The organism is Streptomyces sp. NPDC003016 (assembly GCF_053591455.1).
Genome location: NZ_JBSFTV010000003.1, coordinates 221,939 through 239,680, shown reverse-complemented (window position 1 = coordinate 239,680; position 17,742 = coordinate 221,939). Strand labels below are relative to the sequence as shown.

The window sequence follows — 17,742 nt, the reverse complement described above, 5'->3', positions numbered from 1 at the left end:
GGGGCGCACCGTTACCAAGAATCCGGTTTCGGTACGGGGCTGTGACGCCCGTAAACTGGGCCCGTGACCGAGAACTCTCAGCAGCAGCCAGCAGCTCCCGCCCCCGAACTGCCGACCCAGTACGCGCCGGCCGAGGTAGAGGGGAAGCTGTACGAGCGCTGGGTAGAACGCGGTTACTTCGAAGCGGACGAGAAGAGCGGCAAAGAGCCGTACACCATCGTCATCCCGCCGCCCAACGTGACGGGATCGCTCCACCTCGGCCACGCCTTCGAGCACACGCTGATCGACGCCCTCACCCGCCGCAAGCGCATGCAGGGGTACGAGACCCTGTGGCAGCCCGGCATGGACCACGCCGGCATCGCCACCCAGAACGTCGTCGAGCGCGAGCTCGCCAAGGAGGGCAAGTCCCGCCACGACCTGGGGCGCGAGGCGTTCGTCGAGCGCGTCTGGCAGTGGAAGGACGAGTCCGGCGGCCAGATCTCCGGGCAGATGAAGCGCCTCGGCGACGGTGTCGCGTGGTCGCGCGAGCGGTTCACCATGGACGAGGGCCTGTCCAAGGCCGTCCAGACGATCTTCAAGAAGCTGTACGACGACGAGCTGATCTACCGCGCCGAGCGCATCATCAACTGGTGCCCCCGCTGTCTGACGGCCATCTCCGACATCGAGGTCGAGTACCAGGAGGACGACGGCGAGCTCGTCTCCATCCGGTACGGCTCCGGGGACGCCGAGATCGTCGTCGCGACGACCCGCGCCGAGACGATGCTCGGTGACACCGCCGTCGCCGTCCACCCCGACGACGAGCGGTACGCCCACCTCGTCGGCACCGAGATCGAGCTGCCGCTCACCGGCCGCCGCATCCCGGTCGTCGCCGACGAGCACGTCGACCCCGAGTTCGGCACGGGCGCCGTCAAGGTCACGCCCGCCCACGACCCGAACGACTTCGAGATCGGCCAGCGCCACGGCCTGCCCAACCTGGCCGTGATGGACGAGCGCGCGGTCATCACCGCCCACGGTCCCTTCCAGGGCCTCGACCGCCTGGAGGCGCGCAGCGCCATCGTCGCCGCCCTGCGCGCCGAGGGCCGGATCGTCGCCGAGAAGCGTCCGTACGTCCACTCCGTCGGGCACTGCTCGCGCTGCAAGACGACCATCGAGCCCCGGCTGTCCCTCCAGTGGTGGGTCAAGGTCGGCCCGCTGGCCAAGGAGGCCGGCGACGCGGTCCGCGACGGGCGCGTCAAGATCCACCCGAAGGAGATGGAGCCCCGCTACTTCGGCTGGGTCGACAACCTCCACGACTGGTGCATCTCGCGTCAGCTGTGGTGGGGCCACCGGATCCCCGTCTGGTACGGGCCGAACGGTGAAGTCGTCTGCGTCGGACCGGACGACGAGGCGCCCACCGGCGAGGGCTGGCACCAGGACACGGATGTCCTGGACACCTGGTTCTCCTCCGGCCTGTGGCCGTTCTCCACGCTCGGCTGGCCCGAACAGACCCCGAGCGTCGAGAAGTTCTACCCGAACTCGGTCCTGGTCACCGGCTACGACATCCTCTTCTTCTGGGTCGCCCGGATGATGATGTTCGGCATGTACGCGATGGACGGCGTCCCGCCGTTCCACACCATCGCCCTGCACGGCATGGTCCGCGACCAGTTCGGCAAGAAGATGTCGAAGTCCTTCGGCAACGCGGTCAACCCGCTGGACTGGATGGACGAGTACGGCTCCGACGCGGTCCGCTTCACCCTGGCGCGCGGCGCCAACCCGGGCGTCGACGTGCCGATCGGCGAGGACTGGGTCCAGGGCTCGCGCAACTTCGCCAACAAGATCTGGAACGCCACCCGCTTCGCGCTGATGAACGGCGCGACGGTCGAGGGCGAACTGCCGTCCGCCGAGCAGATGTCGGCGACCGACCGGTGGATCCTGTCCCGGCTGAACGCCACGGTGGCCGAGGTCGACGCGTACTACGAGGACTACCAGTTCGCGAAGCTCTCGGACGCGCTGTTCCACTTCGCGTGGGACGAGGTCTTCGACTGGTACGTCGAGCTGTCCAAGACCACCTTCTTCGCGGGCGGCGAGCCCGCCAAGGTCTCCGCGCGCGTCCTGGGCGAAGTCCTCGACGTCATGCTGCGCCTGCTCCACCCGGTCGTCCCCTTCGTCACCGAGACGCTGTGGACCACGCTCACCGGCAAGGAGTCGCTCGTCATCGCGGACTGGCCCAAGGACTCCGGATTCCGCGACGCCGACGCGGAGAAGGAGATCGAGCTCGTCCAGCAGGTCGTCACCGAAGTCCGCCGCTTCCGCTCCGACCAGGGCCTCCAGTCCGGCCAGAAGGTCCCGGCCGAGCTGACCCTGGACGGGACCGCGCTCGCGCCGCACGAGGCGGCCATCCGCCAGGTGCTGCGCCTGACGCCGGCCGGCGAGGGCTTCCACGCCACCGCGTCCCTGCCGGTCGCGGGCGCCCGGGTCGAGCTCGACCTGTCGGGCACGATCGACGTCGAGGCGGAGCGCAAGCGCCTGGCGAAGGACCTGGCGGCGGCCGAGAAGGAGAAGGCCCAGGCGACGGGCAAGCTCGGCAACGAGGCGTTCCTGGCCAAGGCCCCGGACAACGTGGTCGACAAGATCCGCGGGCGGCTCGCCAAGGCCGAGGCGGACATCGAGCGGATCACCGCCCAGCTCACGGCGCTGCCGCAGAAGTAGGACGCGCGTACGACGGTACGACGCCGAGGGGCCCCCGCTGCCGCGCGCGGGGGCCCCTCGGCGTGTCGTGCGCGGTGCGCGGAAGGTCCCGGCGGTCCTGGCGGGGCGCTGTCGGTGGTGCTCCGTAGACTGGACCCGTGAGCCAGCTCCCCCCGCACGATGACAGCGACGCATCCGACGCCTTCGAAGAGATCGTCGAGGCCGAGACAGGCCGCGACCCCGACCTGGCGGTGATCGAGGCAGGCAGCCGTACCCTGCGCACCCAAGGGGTCCCGCAGCAGGGTGACGAAGCCGTCCGCCGCCCGCAGGACCCGGAGGTGGACAAGGCGCTGCGCGTGATCGAGCAGGAGCTCCTGGGCCGCTGGCCGGAGACCAAGCTCGACCCGTCGCTGGTCCGCATGGCGGCGCTGATGGACGTCCTGGGCGAGCCCCAGCGCGCGTACCCCTCGGTCCACATCACCGGCACCAACGGCAAGACCAGCACCGCCCGCATGATCGAGGCGCTGTTCGGCGCCTTCGAGCTGCGCACCGGGCGCTACACCAGCCCGCACGTGCAGTCGATCACCGAGCGCATCAGCCTGGACGGCGCCCCGATCGCCCCCGAGCGCTTCATCGAGACGTACAAGGACATCCAGCCGTACGTCGAGATGACCGACTCCGTGCAGGAGCACCGCCTGTCGTTCTTCGAGACGCTGACGGGCATGGCGTACGCCGCGTTCGCCGACGCGCCCGTCGACGTGGCGGTCGTCGAGGTCGGCATGGGCGGCAGCTGGGACGCGACGAACGTGATCGACGCGTCCGTCGCCGTCGTCACGCCGATCGACCTGGACCACACGGACCGGCTCGGCGCCACGCCCGGCGAGATCGCCGTCGAGAAGGCCGGGATCATCAAGCAGGGCGCCACGGTCGTCCTGGCGCAGCAGCCGGTCGACGCGGCCCAGGTCATGCTGAAGAAGGCGGTCGAGGTCGACGCGACGGTCGCCCGCGAGGGCATGGAGTTCGGCGTCGTCTCCCGCGAGGTCGCGGTCGGCGGCCAGCTGGTCACCCTGCGCGGACTCGGCGGCGCGTACGAAGAGATCTTCCTGCCGCTGCACGGCGCGCACCAGGCGCACAACGCGGCGGTGGCCCTGGCGGCCGTCGAGGCGTTCTTCGGCATCGGCGCGGAGCACGCGCGCACGCTCGACATGGACACCGTCCGCAAGGCCTTCGCCTCGGTCACCTCGCCGGGCCGCCTGGAGGTCGTCCGCCGCAGCCCCACCGTCGTCCTGGACGCGGCGCACAACCCGGCGGGCGCGCGGGCGGCGGCGGCGGCCGTCGGTGAGGCGTTCAGCTTCAGCCGTCTGATCGGGGTCGTCGGCGCGAGCGGCGACAAGGACGTGAAGGGCATGCTCGAAGCCTTCGAGCCGGTCTTCGCGGAGGTCGTCGTCACCCGTAACTCCACGCCCCGCGCGATGGACGTCGACGAGCTCGCCGCGATCGCCGTCGAGGTCTTCGGTGACGACCGCGTCCAGGTCGAACCGCGCCTCGACGACGCGCTGGAGGCTGCCGTCACTCTCGCCGAGGAAGAGGGCGAGTTCTCGGGCGGCGGCGTCCTGGTGACCGGTTCCGTGATCACGGTCGGCGAGGCCCGGCTGCTCCTGGGGAGGGGCTGACTCCTGTGCGTACGCTCTGTGCATCCACTCTGATCAGTGAATTCTTCGTGGTGGCCTTCGCCGGTCTGGTCGCGATGAAGTCCGACGACCTGTCGATGACCGCGGTCTGGACGGTCTGCGGCATCGCGATGCTGCTGTCCGTACTGCTCTGCGGCATGATCAATAGGCCAGGTGGGCTACAGCTCGGCTGGGCGCTGCAGGCCGGGCTGATCGTCAGTGGTTTCGTGGTCCCGGTGATGTTCTTCCTGGGCGCGGTCTTCGCGGGCCTGTGGTGGGCCTCGATCCACTACGGCCGCAAGATCGACGAAGCGAAGGCCCGCTGGGCGGCGCAGGCGGAAGCGGAGACGGGGACCCGGACGGAGACACAGGCGCAGGCGCAGTAGGCCCGCTGCCCGTACCGGGTGCTGTGCCTCCGGCGTGTCCTTGTAGCCTCTGGACATCGCATCCGCTATGCCCGCAAGGAGCCGTACATGACGCAGCGCACTCTCGTCCTTCTCAAGCCCGACGCGGTCAGGCGCGGGCTGATCGGCGAGGTCGTCGGCCGCATCGAGCGCAAGGCGAACTGGACCATCACGGCGCTGGAGATGCGCAGCCTCGACCACGGGACGCTGGAGCAGCACTACGGCGAGCACAAGGGCCGGCCGTTCTACGAGCCGCTGGTGGAGTTCATGTCCTCCGGTCCGGTCGTCGCGCTCGTCGTCGAGGGCGAGCGCGTCATCGAGGGTGTACGCCAGTTGGCGGGTCCCACTGACCCGATCGCCGCAGCGCCCGGCTCCATTCGTGGAGATTTCGGGACCATTGTGCGGGAGAATCTCATCCACGCCTCGGACTCCGAGGAGTCCGCAGAGCGGGAGCTGAAGCTTTTCTTCCCCGGCATTTCCTGACAGGGCGTCAGCCATATAGAGGTCATGGCCTGGGGCGACCGAAGTAATTCGGTCGTCCTTCGGCATATGCGTGGAGAAGGCGGGAACGCATCCCCCCGACACGGCGTCACCATTACTGGGGCGGGTTCGTGTTCCGCTCACAATGGCGAAGGACCCTCGCGCGGTGTCCGCGCAGGCGGCACTACGATGGAAGCCTCCACTCCTGCAGCACCCACTTCGCCGACCTGAAAGCCAACCGCTTCACTTGGGAAGGCCCGACGCATCCTCATGGGGAACAAGGGGAACTCAATGTCGTTCATCGGCCGTGACATGGCTGTCGACCTCGGGACCGCCAACACGCTGGTGTACGTCAGGGGCAAAGGCATCGTGCTCAACGAGCCCTCCGTCGTCGCCATCAACACCAACACCGGCGGCATCCTCGCCGTGGGTTCCGAGGCCAAGAAGATGATCGGCCGGACGCCGGGCAACATCGTTGCCGTCCGGCCGCTGAAGGACGGCGTCATCGCCGACTTCGAGATCACCGAGCGGATGCTCCGCTACTTCATCCTCAAGATCCACAAGCGCCGCTACCTGGCCCGTCCCCGGGTCGTCGTCTGCGTGCCCTCCGGCATCACCGGAGTCGAGCGCCGCGCCGTCATCGAGGCGTCCACCCAGGCCGGTGCCCGCCAGGTCCACATCATCGAGGAGCCCATGGCCGCCGCCATCGGCTCGGGCCTGCCCGTCCACGAGGCCACCGGCAACATGGTCGTGGACATCGGCGGCGGCACCACCGAGGTCGCCGTCATCTCGCTCGGAGGAATCGTCACGGCACAGTCGATCCGGGTCGCGGGCGACGAGCTGGACAGCTCGATCATCCAGCACATCAAGAAGGAGTACTCCCTCCTGCTCGGCGAGCGCACCGCCGAACAGATCAAGATCACGATCGGCTCGGCGTTCGACCTCGAGAAGGAAGAGCACACCGAGATCCGCGGCCGCGACCTCGTCTCCGGTCTGCCCAAGACCGTGGTGATCTCCGCCGCCGAGGTCCGCAAGGCCATCGAGGAGCCGGTCAACGCCATCGTCGACGCCGTGAAGACGACGCTCGACAAGTGCCCGCCCGAGCTCTCCGGCGACGTCATGGACCGCGGCATCGTCCTCACCGGCGGCGGCGCCCTGCTGCGCGGCCTCGACGAGCGCCTGCGCCGCGAGACCGGCATGCCGATCCACATCGCCGAGGACCCGCTCGACTCCGTCGCGCTCGGAGCGGGCAAGTGCGTCGAGGAGTTCGAGGCGCTCCAGCAGGTACTGGACGCCCAGCCCCGCCGATGAGCCGTCTCAACGAATCCGCCGTACGAGGCCTGCCGTCTCGTGCGGCGGATCGTTGATATACAGACACGAGAATTCCGACGAGGAAGGCACGGCCGCCGCACGTGAGGGACACACGAGAGAGCCGGCTGCTCCTGGTGCTGCTGATCGCCATCGCATTCGCCCTGATTACGGTGGACATCCGCGGCGGCGAGGAGTCGCCGGTCGACGGCGCCAGGCGGGCCGCCGCCACCGTCTTCGGGCCAGTGGAGAACGGGGTCGCCACAGCGGTCGATCCGATCGGCAACGCCATCGGGGCCGTCCGGGATTCCGGTGAGCGGCACGACCGCCTCGCCGTCCTCGAGCGCGAGAACGCCGTGCTCAAGCAGAAACTCGGCAGCGACGACCGCAACCGCAACCGCGCACGCGCACTCGACAAGATGCTCAAGACGGCCGGCGCCGGCCAGTACGGCATCAAGGGCGCCGAAGTCATCGCGATAGGAGCGGCCCAGGGATTCTCCTGGACCGTCACCATCGACGTCGGCAGCAATGACGGCATCGAGCGCGACATGACCGTGCTCAACGGCGACGGACTCGTCGGCCGCGTCACCACCGTCGGCCCGGACGCCGCGACCGTCCTGCTCGCCAACGACCCCGACTTCACCGTCGGCACCCGCCTGGAGAAGACCGACGAACTCGGCTTCGCCAACGGCCAGGGCGACCGCCCGCTGCGCGTGCAGATGCTCAACGGCAAGGCCAAGGTGAAGGCGGGCGACCGTCTCGTGACCTTCGGCTCGCAGGCCGACAAGCCGTTCGTACCGGGCGTCCCGGTCGGACGGGTCACCCGTGTCGACCCCTCCGGCGGCGACCTCACCCGCACCGTCTACGTCCGCCCGTACGTCGGCTTCACCAAGCTCGACATCGTCGGCGTCGTCGTCGAGGCCCCGCGCAAGGACCCGCGCGACATGGTCCTGCCGCCCAAGCCCGCCGGACCCAAGCCCACCCCCACGGTGACCGTCACGGTCACCCCCTCGGCGCCCCCCGCCGACGGCACCGTTCCCGCCGACGGCACCCCGTAGGAGCTGAACCCCATGCGCTTCAACCGGATGCTGCTCTCCACCGCCCTGGTGGTCGTCGCCCTGGTCGTCCAGGTCAGCGTTCTCGCCAGGCTCCAACTCCCCGGCGCCGTACCGGACCTGATGCTCCTCACCGTGCTGGGGTTCGCCTTCGTGTACGGCAGCACCAGCGGCGCCCTCATCGGTTTCGGCGCGGGCCTCCTCGCCGACCTCGCCCCGCCCGCCGACCACGCCGCGGGCCGCTACGCGCTCGTCCTGTGCGTCATCGGCTACCTCGCCGGTCTCGCCAAGCCGGAGAACGGCCAGCTCAGGTCCGCGACGGCCCCGATGCTCGCGGTCGTCGTCGCCGCCGTGGGCTCCACCCTCCTGTACGCCGGAGTGGGCGCCCTGGTCGGCGACACCGCCGCCCGCCACGTGGGCCTCGTGAACCTGCTGTTCACCTCCGCGCTCTACGACCTGCTGCTCGCCCCCTTCGTCGTACCGGTCGTCATGTGGCTGGCCAGACGCGCCGAGAACGATCCGCTCGCCGACAGCCAGAGCGGCAGCAACGGCGCCGACGTGTCCACCGGCTGGCTCGCCTCCGGCACCGGCCTGCGCATCGGCGACCAGCGCGGGGGACTGAGGGTCAAGGCCGCTCGCTCGCGGGCGGCGAGGGCCGGACGCATCAAGGGGGTCAAGCGCCTGTGACCGCTCGCTCCGAGCACTTCGGCTTCGAGGACTTCGGCTTCGAGGAGGGGACCGCCGCATGAGCAACATTCCCGAGACCGGGCGGACCCCCAGGGTCCGGATCCGGCTCGTCGTCATTCAGGTCCTCGTCTTCTCCCTCCTGCTCACCCTCGGCGGCCGCCTCTGGTACCTCCAGATCCGCAACGGCGACGAGTACACCGCCGAAGCCGCCGGCAACGGCGTCCAGCAGGTCGTCCAGCCCGCCGTCCGCGGCTCGATCCTCGACGCCCGCGGCGTGCCGCTCGCCGACAACGAGACCCGCCTCGTCGTCTCCGCCAACCGCACCGACCTGATGAAGATGAAGGACGACGGCAAGGCCGTACTGGCCCGCCTCGCCGACGTACTCGGCATGACGCCCAAGGAAGTCGCCGACAAGGTCAGGCTCTGCGACTCCGAGACCCCCCAGCCCTGCTGGAACGGCTCGCCCTACCAGCCGATCCCCGTCACCGACGAGGCCACCACCAAGCAGGCCCTCCAGATCCGCGAGCGCGCCGAGGACTTCCCCGGCATCACGGCGGAGCCCGCCGCCGTACGCCGCTACCCCGCCCCGGGCAAGGCCAGGACCGCCCAGGTGCTCGGCTACCTCTCGCCCGTCACCGACGAGGAGATCGAGAAGGCCAAGGACGGCCCGTCGCCGTACCTGCGCTCCGACATGGTCGGCCGCTCCGGACTGGAGCGTACGTACGACAAGGAACTGCGCGGCAAGGCGGGCGTCACCCGCTACGAGGTCGACAACCTCGGCCGCGTCATGGGCGAGGCGGAGAACGACCCGACGGTGCCCGGCTCCAACGTCGTCACCTCCATCGACGCCCGGGTCCAGTCCGTCGCCGAGTACGAGCTCCACCAGGCGATGAAAACCGTCCGCAAGGAGACCGACAAGATCACCGGCCGCCCGTACGAGGCCGACGCGGGCGCCGTCGTCGTCATGGAGTCCAAGACCGGCCGCGTCGTCGCGATGGCCTCCCAGCCCGACTACGACCCCAACGCCTGGATCGGCGGCATCTCCGGCAAGGAGTACGCCCGGCTCACCGACAAGAACTCCAACTACCCGCTGCTCAACCGGGCCATCCAGGGCCAGGCACCCGCCGGCTCCGTCTTCAAGGTGGTGTCGGCGAGCGCGGCCGTGCGGGCCGGCCACCCCTTCAACGACCTCTACAACTGCAGCAGCTCCTACAGCATGGGCAACCGGAGCTTCGCGAACTTCGAGTCCAAGGGGCACGGCCCCATCACCCTCGGCGACGCCCTCAAGTACTCCTGCAACACCGTCTTCTACCGTCTCGGCCACGAGGAGTGGCAGCGCGACGGCGGCATCAAGCCGAAGAAGGGCACCCACGACTGGTTCTACCGGACCGCCCATGACTTCGGATTCGGCTCCGAGACCGGCATCGACCTGCCGAACGAGGTCAAGGGCCGCATCCCCGACCGCCAGTGGAAGCAGGCCTTCTGGAAAGCCAACAAGGACGCCTGGTGCAAGCAGGGCAAGAAGGGCGGCAGCTACGTCGAGCAGATCGCCTACGAGAGCTGTCTCGAAGGCAACCAGCTGAAGGCCTTCGACAGCATCAACTTCGCCATCGGCCAGGGTGACGTCCTCATCACCCCCATCCAGCTGGCCACCGCCTACGCCGCCATCAGCAACGGCGGCACCCTCTACAACCCCACCCTCGGCAAGGCCGTGATCAGCCCCGACGGCAAGAAGATCGAGGAGATCAAGCCCAGGGCCCACGGCAAGCTGCCGGTCGACGCCGAAACCGTTCGGGACCTCGACAAGGGCCTGCGCTCCGTCGTCGAGCCCGGCGGCACCGCCGCCTGGCGATTCGGCGGCTGGCCGCAGGACAAGATCCCGATGCGGGCCAAGACGGGCACCGCCCAGGTCTACGGCAAGCAGACCACCTCGTGGTTCGCGACCTACACCGACGACTACACGATCGTCATGACGATCTCCCAGGGCGGTACGGGCTCCGGCGCCTCCGGTCCCGCCGTACGCAACATCTACGACGCCCTCTACGGCGTCAGCGACGACGGCGACATCGACCCGAAGAAGGCCCTGCTGCCCAAGCCGCAGAAGGAGCTTCCGAAGGTCGGTGCGGACGGCACCATCAACGCCCCGGACATCAGGCCGTACGTGCCCGAGAAGCCCAAGGACCCGGCGGCGGACCAGCAGATCGCGATCGGCAGGAGGGACTGATGGCCGCCCCGCACGGTTTCTCCGTCCAGCGGTACGCCCCCGAGCGCGGCACCCTCGCCAAGCTCACCGCCCGCGACTCCGTGCTGCGCCGGCTCGACTGGCCGCTGCTCTGGGCGTCGCTCGCGCTGTCCGTCATCGGCGCGCTGCTCGTCTGGTCCGCGACCCGTACCCGCGACCAGCTCAACCAGGGCGACCCGGAGTACTTCCTCTGGCGCCACGTCCTCAACACCGGCATCGGCATCGTCCTGATGATCGGCACGATCTGGCTGGGGCACCGCACCCTGCGCGGCGCGGTCCCCGTCCTCTACGGACTGTCCGTCGTGCTGGTGCTCGCCGTACTCACCCCGCTCGGCGCGACCGTCAACGGCGCGCACGCGTGGATCGTGCTCGGCGGCGGATTCTCCCTCCAGCCGTCCGAGTTCACCAAGATCACGATAATCCTGGTCATGGCCATGCTGCTCGCCGCCCGCGTCGACGCGGGCGACCAGGAGCACCCCGACCACATCACCGTCGTCAAGGCGCTGTGCCTCGCCGTCGTACCGATCGTCGTCATCATGCTGATGCCCGACCTCGGCTCGGTCATGGTCATAGCGGTGATCATCCTCGGCGTGCTGCTCACCTCAGGGGCCTCCAACCGCTGGGTCTTCGGCCTGATCGGGACGGGCGCCGCCGGAGCCGTCGTCGTCTGGCAGATCGGCCTGCTCGACGAGTACCAGATCAACCGCTTCGCCGCGTTCGCCAACCCCGAACTCGACCCGGCGGGCGTCGGCTACAACACCAACCAGGCACGCATCGCGATCGGCTCCGGCGGCCTCACCGGCACCGGCCTCTTCAAGGGCAGCCAGACCACGGGACAGTTCGTACCCGAGCAGCAGACCGACTTCGTCTTCACGGTGGCGGGCGAAGAACTCGGCTTCCTGGGCGCGGGCCTGATCCTCCTCCTCCTCGGCGTGGTGCTCTGGCGCGCCTGCCGCATCGCACGCGAGACGACCGAGCTGTACGGCACGATCGTCGCCGGCGGCATCATCGCCTGGTTCGCCTTCCAGTCCTTCGAGAACATCGGCATGACGCTCGGCATCATGCCGGTGGCGGGACTGCCGCTGCCGTTCGTCTCGTACGGCGGATCGTCGATGTTCGCGGTCTGGGTGGCGATCGGACTGCTCCAGTCGATCAGAGTGCAGCGGCCCATAACGGCATAGCGACACAACGGCATAGCGACACAGCGGCTGCCCGGAAGCCCTTTCGCGTCTACATTCGATTCATGGCGGACACCAAGCGCGAGACCGAGCGGAAGTACGAAGCCACCGGCGAGACCCGGCTGCCCGACCTGACCGAGGTGGCCGGGGTCTCGTCCGTGGAGGACAGAGGCGTCATGGAACTCGACGCCGTCTACTACGACACGGACGACCTGAGGCTCGCCGCCGACTCCGTCACCCTGCGCCGCCGCACCGGCGGCGACGACGCCGGCTGGCACCTCAAACTGCCGGTCTCCCCGGGCGTGCGCGACGAGATCCGCGCCCCGCTGGCCGCGACCGTCCCGGACTCACTGGCGGCGCTGGTCCGCTCCCGGACCCGCGGCGACCTGCTCACCCCCCTCATACGGCTCCGCTCCTCGCGCGACGTCCGCCACCTCGTCGGCGCGCGGGGCGAACTGCTCGCCGAGGTGAGCGTCGACTCGGTCACCGCCGAACGGGTCGGAGCGCACGGCGCCACGGCGCACTGGACGGAGATCGAGGTCGAACTCGCCGACGACGGCGACCCGGCCTTCCTCGACGCCGTCGGGAAGAGGCTCCGCGCGGCCGGCCTGCGCCCCGCCGCGTGGGCGTCCAAACTGGCCAGGGGGCTGGCGGACACGCAGCCGTCACAGCCGCGGAAAGAACCGAAGAGGCCGAAGAAGCCGAAGAAGGCCAAGCAGCCGAACAAGACCAAGCAGCCGAACAAGGCGGAGAAGGCCAAGCAGTCCGCCTCCCCCGCCCCCACCGCGGGCGACCACGTCCTGACGCACCTCCGGCAGCAGTACGACGTGCTCGTCGCCCACGACCCGGCGGTCCGGCGCGACCTGCCCGACGCCGTGCACCAGATGCGCGTCGCCACCCGCCGCCTGCGCAGTACCTTCCGCACCTACCGCAAGGTCCTGGACCGGACGGTCACCGACCCGATCGCCGGAGAGCTCAAGTGGCTGGCGCGGGAGCTCGGCGCGGACCGCGACCAGGAGGTCCTCGGCCACCGCCTCCAGAGCCGCATCGCCGCTCTTCCCCAGCCGCTCGTCCTCGGCCCGGTCGACGCCCGCCTGCGCATCTGGTCCGTACCCCGCCACCACGGTTCCCGCCACGAGGTCATCGCCGTACTCGACAGCGAGCGGTACCTGGGCCTCCTCACCGCCCTGCACGTCCTGCTGGCCGATCCGCCCCTGCTCTCCGCCGCGTCCCGGCCGGCCGCGAAGGTCCTCTCCAAGGCGGTCCGCAAGGACTACACCCGCCTCGCCGCCCGCATGGAGCACGCACTGGCCCTCCCGCCCGGCGAGGACCGCGACCTGGCCCTGCACAACGCCCGCAAGGCGGCCAAGCGCACCCGCTACGCCGCCGACGCCGCCGCGCCCGCCCTGGGCAAACCCGCCAAGCGCTTCGCGAAGCGCGTGAAGGCGGCCCAGTCCCTCCTCGGCGACCACCACGACAGCGTCGTGTCCCGCGGCACCCTGCGCGAGCTGGCGGTCCAGGCCCACGCGGCGGGGGAGACCGCCTTCACCTGGGGCCTGCTGTACGGCCGGGAGGAGGCAGCCGCGCAGGCACGGGAGCGGGAGCTGCCGCAGGCGTGGGCGAAGGCTTCCAGGCCGAGACTGCGGGCGGCTCTGGGCCACTGAGGGCCGGGGTACGCTTGACAGTCGTCCCCCAGCCAGCTCAGGAAAGTTCTCGATGTCTGTCGATTCGGTCTTCCCACAGCTCGAAGCTCTGCTCCCGCATGTGCAGAAGCCCATCCAGTACGTCGGCGGTGAACTCAACTCCACCGTCAAGCCGTGGGACTCCTGCGATGTCCGCTGGGCGCTCATGTACCCGGACGCGTACGAGGTGGGCCTGCCCAACCAGGGCGTCATGATCCTCTACGAGGTACTGAACGAGCGCGAGGGGGTCCTGGCCGAGCGCACCTACAGCGTGTGGCCGGACCTCGAAGCGCTCATGCGCGAACACGGTGTGCCGCAGTTCACGGTGGACGCGCACCGCCCCGTCAAGGCGTTCGACGTCTTCGGACTGAGCTTCTCCACCGAGCTCGGCTACACCAACATGCTCACCGCCCTGGACCTGGCGGGCATTCCGCTGGAGTCCAAGGACCGCACCCTCGACGACCCGATCGTCCTCGCGGGCGGACACGCCGCCTTCAACCCCGAGCCGATCGCGGACTTCATCGACTGCGCGGTGATCGGCGACGGCGAGCAGGCCGTCCTGGAGATCACCGAGATCATCCGCGCCTGGAAGGCCGAGGGCCGGCCCGGCGGGCGGGACGAGGTGCTGCTGCGGCTGAGCAGGACCGGCGGCGTGTACGTCCCGCGCTTCTACGACGTCGAGTACCTGCCCGACGGCCGTATCGCCCGCGTCGTCCCCAACCGCTCCGGCGTGCCGTGGCGCGTGTCCAAGCACACCGTCATGGACCTCGACGAGTGGCCGTACCCCAAGCAGCCCCTCGTACCCCTCGCCGAGACCGTCCACGAGCGGATGTCCGTCGAGATCTTCCGCGGCTGCACCCGCGGCTGCCGTTTCTGCCAGGCCGGCATGATCACGCGCCCCGTGCGGGAGCGAAGCATCACCGGCATCGGCGACATGGTGGAGAAGGGCCTCAAGGCGACCGGTTTCGAAGAGGTGGGCCTGCTCTCCCTCTCCTCCGCGGACCACACCGAGATCGCTGACGTCGCCAAGGGCCTCGCCGACCGGTACGAGGAAGACAAGATCGGTCTGTCGCTGCCGTCGACCCGCGTGGACGCGTTCAACATCGACCTCGCCAACGAGCTGACCAGGAACGGCCGCCGGTCCGGCCTGACCTTCGCCCCCGAGGGCGGCTCGGAGCGCATCCGCAAGGTCATCAACAAGATGGTCTCCGAAGAGGACCTGATCCGGACGGTCTCGACGGCGTACGGCAACGGCTGGCGCCAGGTGAAGCTGTACTTCATGTGCGGCCTGCCCACCGAGACCGACGAGGACGTCCTCCAGATCGGCGACATGGCCGTCAAGGTCATCGCCGAGGGCCGCAAGGTCTCCGGCCAGAACGACATCCGCTGCACCGTCTCCATCGGCGGGTTCGTGCCCAAGCCGCACACCCCCTTCCAGTGGGCGCCGCAGCTCTCCGCCGAGGAGACGGACGCCCGCCTGGAGAAGCTGCGCGACAAGATCCGCGGCGACAAGAAGTACGGCCGTTCCATCGGCTTCCGCTACCACGACGGCAAGCCCGGCATCGTCGAGGGCCTCCTCTCGCGCGGCGACCGGCGCATCGGCTCCGTCATCCGGGCCGTCTACGAGGGCGGCGGCCGCTTCGACGGCTGGCGCGAGTACTTCTCGTACGACCGCTGGATGGACGCCGCGGCGAAGACGCTGCCCGGCTTCGGCGTGGACGTCGACTGGTACACGACGCGTGAGCGTACGTACGAGGAGGTCCTGCCCTGGGACCACCTGGACTCCGGTCTCGACAAGGACTGGCTCTGGGAGGACTGGCAGGACGCGCTCGACGAGACCGAGGTCGAGGACTGCCGCTGGACCCCGTGCTTCGACTGCGGCGTCTGTCCGCAGATGGACACGCAGATCCAGATCGGCCCGACGGGCAAGAAGCTCCTGCCGCTGACGGTCGTCAAGTAACCAGGTGAGCCCGCGAACACGGCCTGGAGTCCGTTCCGCTGACGTGTGACCGCGACAACACCGGCTCGCGGAAGGTCATCGAGGCGAACGGCGGCGTCTTCGAGGACGAGCGCGAAGGCATGCCCCGATTCTGGATCCGGACGGCGGGCTGAGGCGTCTTCATGGGCATGGACTTCGAGAAGCAGCCGCAGCCGCCCGCGCCCCGGCGCGAGGCACCACGGGCGGAGGGCTGTCTGACTGCCGCCATCAGGATCCCGGTGCGCGTCGTCGTGCTGGTCCTGGTCGTCCCGGTGCGGATGGTGTGGGACCTGCTCGCCGTCTGCGGGAAGGCGGTCGGCCGCGCGCTCGCCGCGGTCTTCCGGCTGCTGGTCGCCGCACCGCTGGTGTGGCTGTACGGGAACGTCCTCGCCCCCGTCGCGAAGGCGCTCGGGTACGTCGCCCACGCCGTGTTGATCATGCCGTGGGTGCTGCTGTGGAAGTACGTCGTGGTGCCCGTCGTCCGGTACGGGATCGTCGTGCCGGCGGTGTGGCTGTACCGCCGGGTGCTGGCCCCGGCCGGGCGTGGACTGGCCTGGCTGGGGCGCACGGTGGGGCATGCGGTCGCTGCCGCCGCGCGCGCCGTGGGCACGGCGGTGGCGTGGGCGGCCCGGATGCTCGCCGTGGTGCCGCTGGTGTGGCTGTACACGCACGTCCTCACGCCGGCCGGACGCGGGCTCTCCTGGCTGGGCAGGGTGGTGCTCGAGTCGGTGGCGCTGTGGGAGTACGTTCTCGTGCCGCTGGCCCGGGGCGTCGTCTGGCTGGCCGCCGGCCTCTGGCGCGCGGTGGCCTGGTGCGTGATGACCGTCCTGGTCGCGCCCGTCGCGTGGCTGTGGCGCGCGGTGCTGGTCCCCGTCGGGCGCGAGACCGCCGCCGCGTTCGGGCACGCCTGGCGCATCGCCGGGTACATCTCCCGGGCCGTGGGGCGCGCGCTGAAGTGGCTCGGGTGGAACCTGGTGGGGCGGCCGGTGCGCTGGGTGTGGCTCAGCGTGTGCGCGCCGGTGGGGCACTGGGTGCGCGACACCCTCTGGGCGCCGGTGCGGCGGGCGGCCGTCGAAGCGGGCCGGGCGGCGCGCGAGGCGCTGCGCAGCGCGCGGGAGACGGTGCGCCAGGCGCGGCGCGACGCGTGGCGCGCGCTCGTCGGAGGACCCGCGGACACCTGGCCGGCCGGGCACCCGGCCGAGGCCGTGGAACCGGTGCGGGCTCCTGCGCGTACTCTGGGTAGTAAGACGACTGCCCCCAGCGCGGCACCCGCGTCCGAGACCTCCCTGCTTGGCGGAAACCCGGCCGAGCGGGGATGAGCCGGCCGCCGGGACGCGAGGGGACGGACCCCCACGCCGGAGGGTGACGCGCGGACAGCGCGCCGCCCCGCACGAGGAGAAGAACCACTGGGCAAGCGACAGCCCGAAGGCCCGCCGCCCGCACCGGCGGTGCAGCGCATCCGACTGCGCTACACCAAGCGCGGCCGCCTCCGGTTCACCAGCCACCGTGACTTCCAGCGCGCTTTCGAGCGGGCGCTGCGCCGTGCCGACGTACCCATGGCGTACTCGGCCGGCTTCACCCCGCACCCGAAGGTCTCGTACGCCAATGCCGCACCCACCGGCACGGGCAGCGAGGCCGAGTACCTGGAGATCGCACTGACCGCCGCGCGCGACGTGGACGAGCTGCGCGAGCTGCTCGACGAGTCGCTGCCGGACGGGCTCGACATCACGGACGCGGTCGAGGCGCGTACGTCGGGTCTCGCCGACCGGCTGCAGGCATCCGTGTGGGAGATGCGCCTCGACGGTGTCGCTCCCGAAGACGCGGAGAAGGCCGTCGGGTCCTTCCTCGCGGCCGGGAGCGTCGAGGTCCAGCGCCGTACCAAGAACGGCATGCGGTCCTTCGACGCACGCAGTGCCGTCGTGGATCTGCAGGCAGTTTGTCCGCCGTCCGATAGGCCGGGGGACGGGCCCTGTGCGATACTGCGGCTGGTTGTTCGGCATGCGACACCCGCCGTACGACCCGACGACGTCCTGTCCGGTCTCCGAGCTGTGGCCGACCTGGCGCCGCCGGTCCCCGCAGCGGTGACCAGGCTGGCGCAGGGGCTCTTCGACGAGGAGTCCGGCACGGTGACCGACCCGCTCGCGCCCGACCGCGAGGCAGTCACGGCCGCCCCACCCAAGGCCGCCGGACTGACCGCCGCGACGGCGCCGGAAGGTGCAGGTTCCGCGTAGGGCGGTCGTTGCAGCGCAGCCCTGGCACTCGGGAGCCACCTGGGTCGGGCCGCGCACTGACCAGAAGACTTTCGCCAGGCCGTACGCATACCGCGTACGGAACCGGCGAGCTAGACAACAGCTCCCGTGCGGCGCCCGCGCCCCGGACGGCGGTACCGCG

13 protein-coding genes are annotated in these 17,742 nt (G+C 70.1%); all 13 read left to right on the top strand.

The window, feature by feature from the left end; all coding sequences use genetic code 11:
- The first annotated feature begins 63 nt into the window (after positions 1 to 63).
- The 13 genes from ACWDZ4_RS03945 to ACWDZ4_RS03885 all read left to right on the top strand — a co-directional run bounded on the left by ACWDZ4_RS03945 (position 64) and on the right by ACWDZ4_RS03885 (position 17,582).
- The gene (locus ACWDZ4_RS03945; RefSeq protein ID WP_451506857.1) at positions 64 to 2,688 is read left to right on the top strand and encodes a valine--tRNA ligase; all 2,625 of its coding nucleotides are present in this window, start codon (positions 64 to 66) and stop codon (positions 2,686 to 2,688) included.
- Positions 2,689 to 2,825: 137 nt separating this feature from the next.
- Positions 2,826 to 4,340 carry a bifunctional tetrahydrofolate synthase/dihydrofolate synthase gene (gene folC, locus ACWDZ4_RS03940; protein WP_451506856.1) on the top strand — a complete coding sequence of 505 codons (1,515 nt, stop codon included), beginning with the start codon at positions 2,826 to 2,828 and terminating at the stop codon, positions 4,338 to 4,340.
- A gap of 5 nt (positions 4,341 to 4,345) precedes the next feature.
- Positions 4,346 to 4,723 (top strand): DUF4233 domain-containing protein, encoded by a 378-nt coding sequence (locus tag ACWDZ4_RS03935; RefSeq protein WP_451506855.1) that lies wholly within the window; start codon positions 4,346 to 4,348, stop codon positions 4,721 to 4,723.
- An 87-nt stretch (positions 4,724 to 4,810) separates the two neighbouring features.
- Entirely contained in the window at positions 4,811 to 5,224 is a 414-nt protein-coding gene (gene ndk, locus ACWDZ4_RS03930) for a nucleoside-diphosphate kinase (protein WP_451506854.1), read from the top strand.
- A 288-nt stretch (positions 5,225 to 5,512) separates the two neighbouring features.
- Positions 5,513 to 6,532 (top strand): rod shape-determining protein, encoded by a 1,020-nt coding sequence (locus ACWDZ4_RS03925; protein ID WP_451506853.1) that lies wholly within the window; start codon positions 5,513 to 5,515, stop codon positions 6,530 to 6,532.
- Between the two features lie 101 nt (positions 6,533 to 6,633).
- Positions 6,634 to 7,587 (top strand): rod shape-determining protein MreC, encoded by a 954-nt coding sequence (gene mreC / locus ACWDZ4_RS03920; protein ID WP_451506852.1) that lies wholly within the window; start codon positions 6,634 to 6,636, stop codon positions 7,585 to 7,587.
- Positions 7,588 to 7,599: 12 nt separating this feature from the next.
- On the top strand, positions 7,600 to 8,271 hold the full coding sequence (mreD, locus tag ACWDZ4_RS03915; RefSeq protein WP_344497502.1) for a rod shape-determining protein MreD: 672 nt from the start codon (positions 7,600 to 7,602) through the stop codon (positions 8,269 to 8,271).
- 58 nt (positions 8,272 to 8,329) lie between these two features.
- Positions 8,330 to 10,495, top strand: coding sequence for a penicillin-binding protein 2 (gene mrdA / locus ACWDZ4_RS03910; protein WP_451506851.1), 2,166 nt, complete (start codon positions 8,330 to 8,332; stop codon positions 10,493 to 10,495).
- Positions 10,495 to 11,694 carry a rod shape-determining protein RodA gene (rodA, locus tag ACWDZ4_RS03905; RefSeq protein WP_451506850.1) on the top strand — a complete coding sequence of 400 codons (1,200 nt, stop codon included), beginning with the start codon at positions 10,495 to 10,497 and terminating at the stop codon, positions 11,692 to 11,694. Before mrdA ends, rodA begins: the two co-directional genes overlap by 1 nt.
- A 62-nt stretch (positions 11,695 to 11,756) precedes the next feature.
- Positions 11,757 to 13,355 carry a CYTH and CHAD domain-containing protein gene (locus ACWDZ4_RS03900; protein ID WP_451506849.1) on the top strand — a complete coding sequence of 533 codons (1,599 nt, stop codon included), beginning with the start codon at positions 11,757 to 11,759 and terminating at the stop codon, positions 13,353 to 13,355.
- Between the two features lie 52 nt (positions 13,356 to 13,407).
- The gene (locus tag ACWDZ4_RS03895) at positions 13,408 to 15,333 is read left to right on the top strand and encodes a TIGR03960 family B12-binding radical SAM protein (RefSeq protein ID WP_450263457.1); all 1,926 of its coding nucleotides are present in this window, start codon (positions 13,408 to 13,410) and stop codon (positions 15,331 to 15,333) included.
- A gap of 167 nt (positions 15,334 to 15,500) precedes the next feature.
- Positions 15,501 to 16,670, top strand: coding sequence for a hypothetical protein (locus ACWDZ4_RS03890; protein WP_451506848.1), 1,170 nt, complete (start codon positions 15,501 to 15,503; stop codon positions 16,668 to 16,670).
- A gap of 129 nt (positions 16,671 to 16,799) precedes the next feature.
- Positions 16,800 to 17,582 carry a TIGR03936 family radical SAM-associated protein gene (locus ACWDZ4_RS03885; RefSeq protein WP_451506847.1) on the top strand — a complete coding sequence of 261 codons (783 nt, stop codon included), beginning with the start codon at positions 16,800 to 16,802 and terminating at the stop codon, positions 17,580 to 17,582.
- Positions 17,583 to 17,742: the final 160 nt, after the last annotated feature.

Coding starts and splice junctions, on each gene's coding strand:
- ndk (WP_451506854.1), top strand. CDS start 4,811: ATGACGCAGCGCACTCTCGTCCTTCTCAAGCCCGACGCGGTCAGGCGC.
- ACWDZ4_RS03925 (WP_451506853.1), top strand. CDS start 5,513: ATGTCGTTCATCGGCCGTGACATGGCTGTCGACCTCGGGACCGCCAAC.
- mreD (WP_344497502.1), top strand. CDS start 7,600: ATGCGCTTCAACCGGATGCTGCTCTCCACCGCCCTGGTGGTCGTCGCC.
- mrdA (WP_451506851.1), top strand. CDS start 8,330: ATGAGCAACATTCCCGAGACCGGGCGGACCCCCAGGGTCCGGATCCGG.
- rodA (WP_451506850.1), top strand. CDS start 10,495: ATGGCCGCCCCGCACGGTTTCTCCGTCCAGCGGTACGCCCCCGAGCGC.
- ACWDZ4_RS03900 (WP_451506849.1), top strand. CDS start 11,757: ATGGCGGACACCAAGCGCGAGACCGAGCGGAAGTACGAAGCCACCGGC.
- ACWDZ4_RS03895 (WP_450263457.1), top strand. CDS start 13,408: ATGTCTGTCGATTCGGTCTTCCCACAGCTCGAAGCTCTGCTCCCGCAT.
- ACWDZ4_RS03890 (WP_451506848.1), top strand. CDS start 15,501: ATGGACTTCGAGAAGCAGCCGCAGCCGCCCGCGCCCCGGCGCGAGGCA.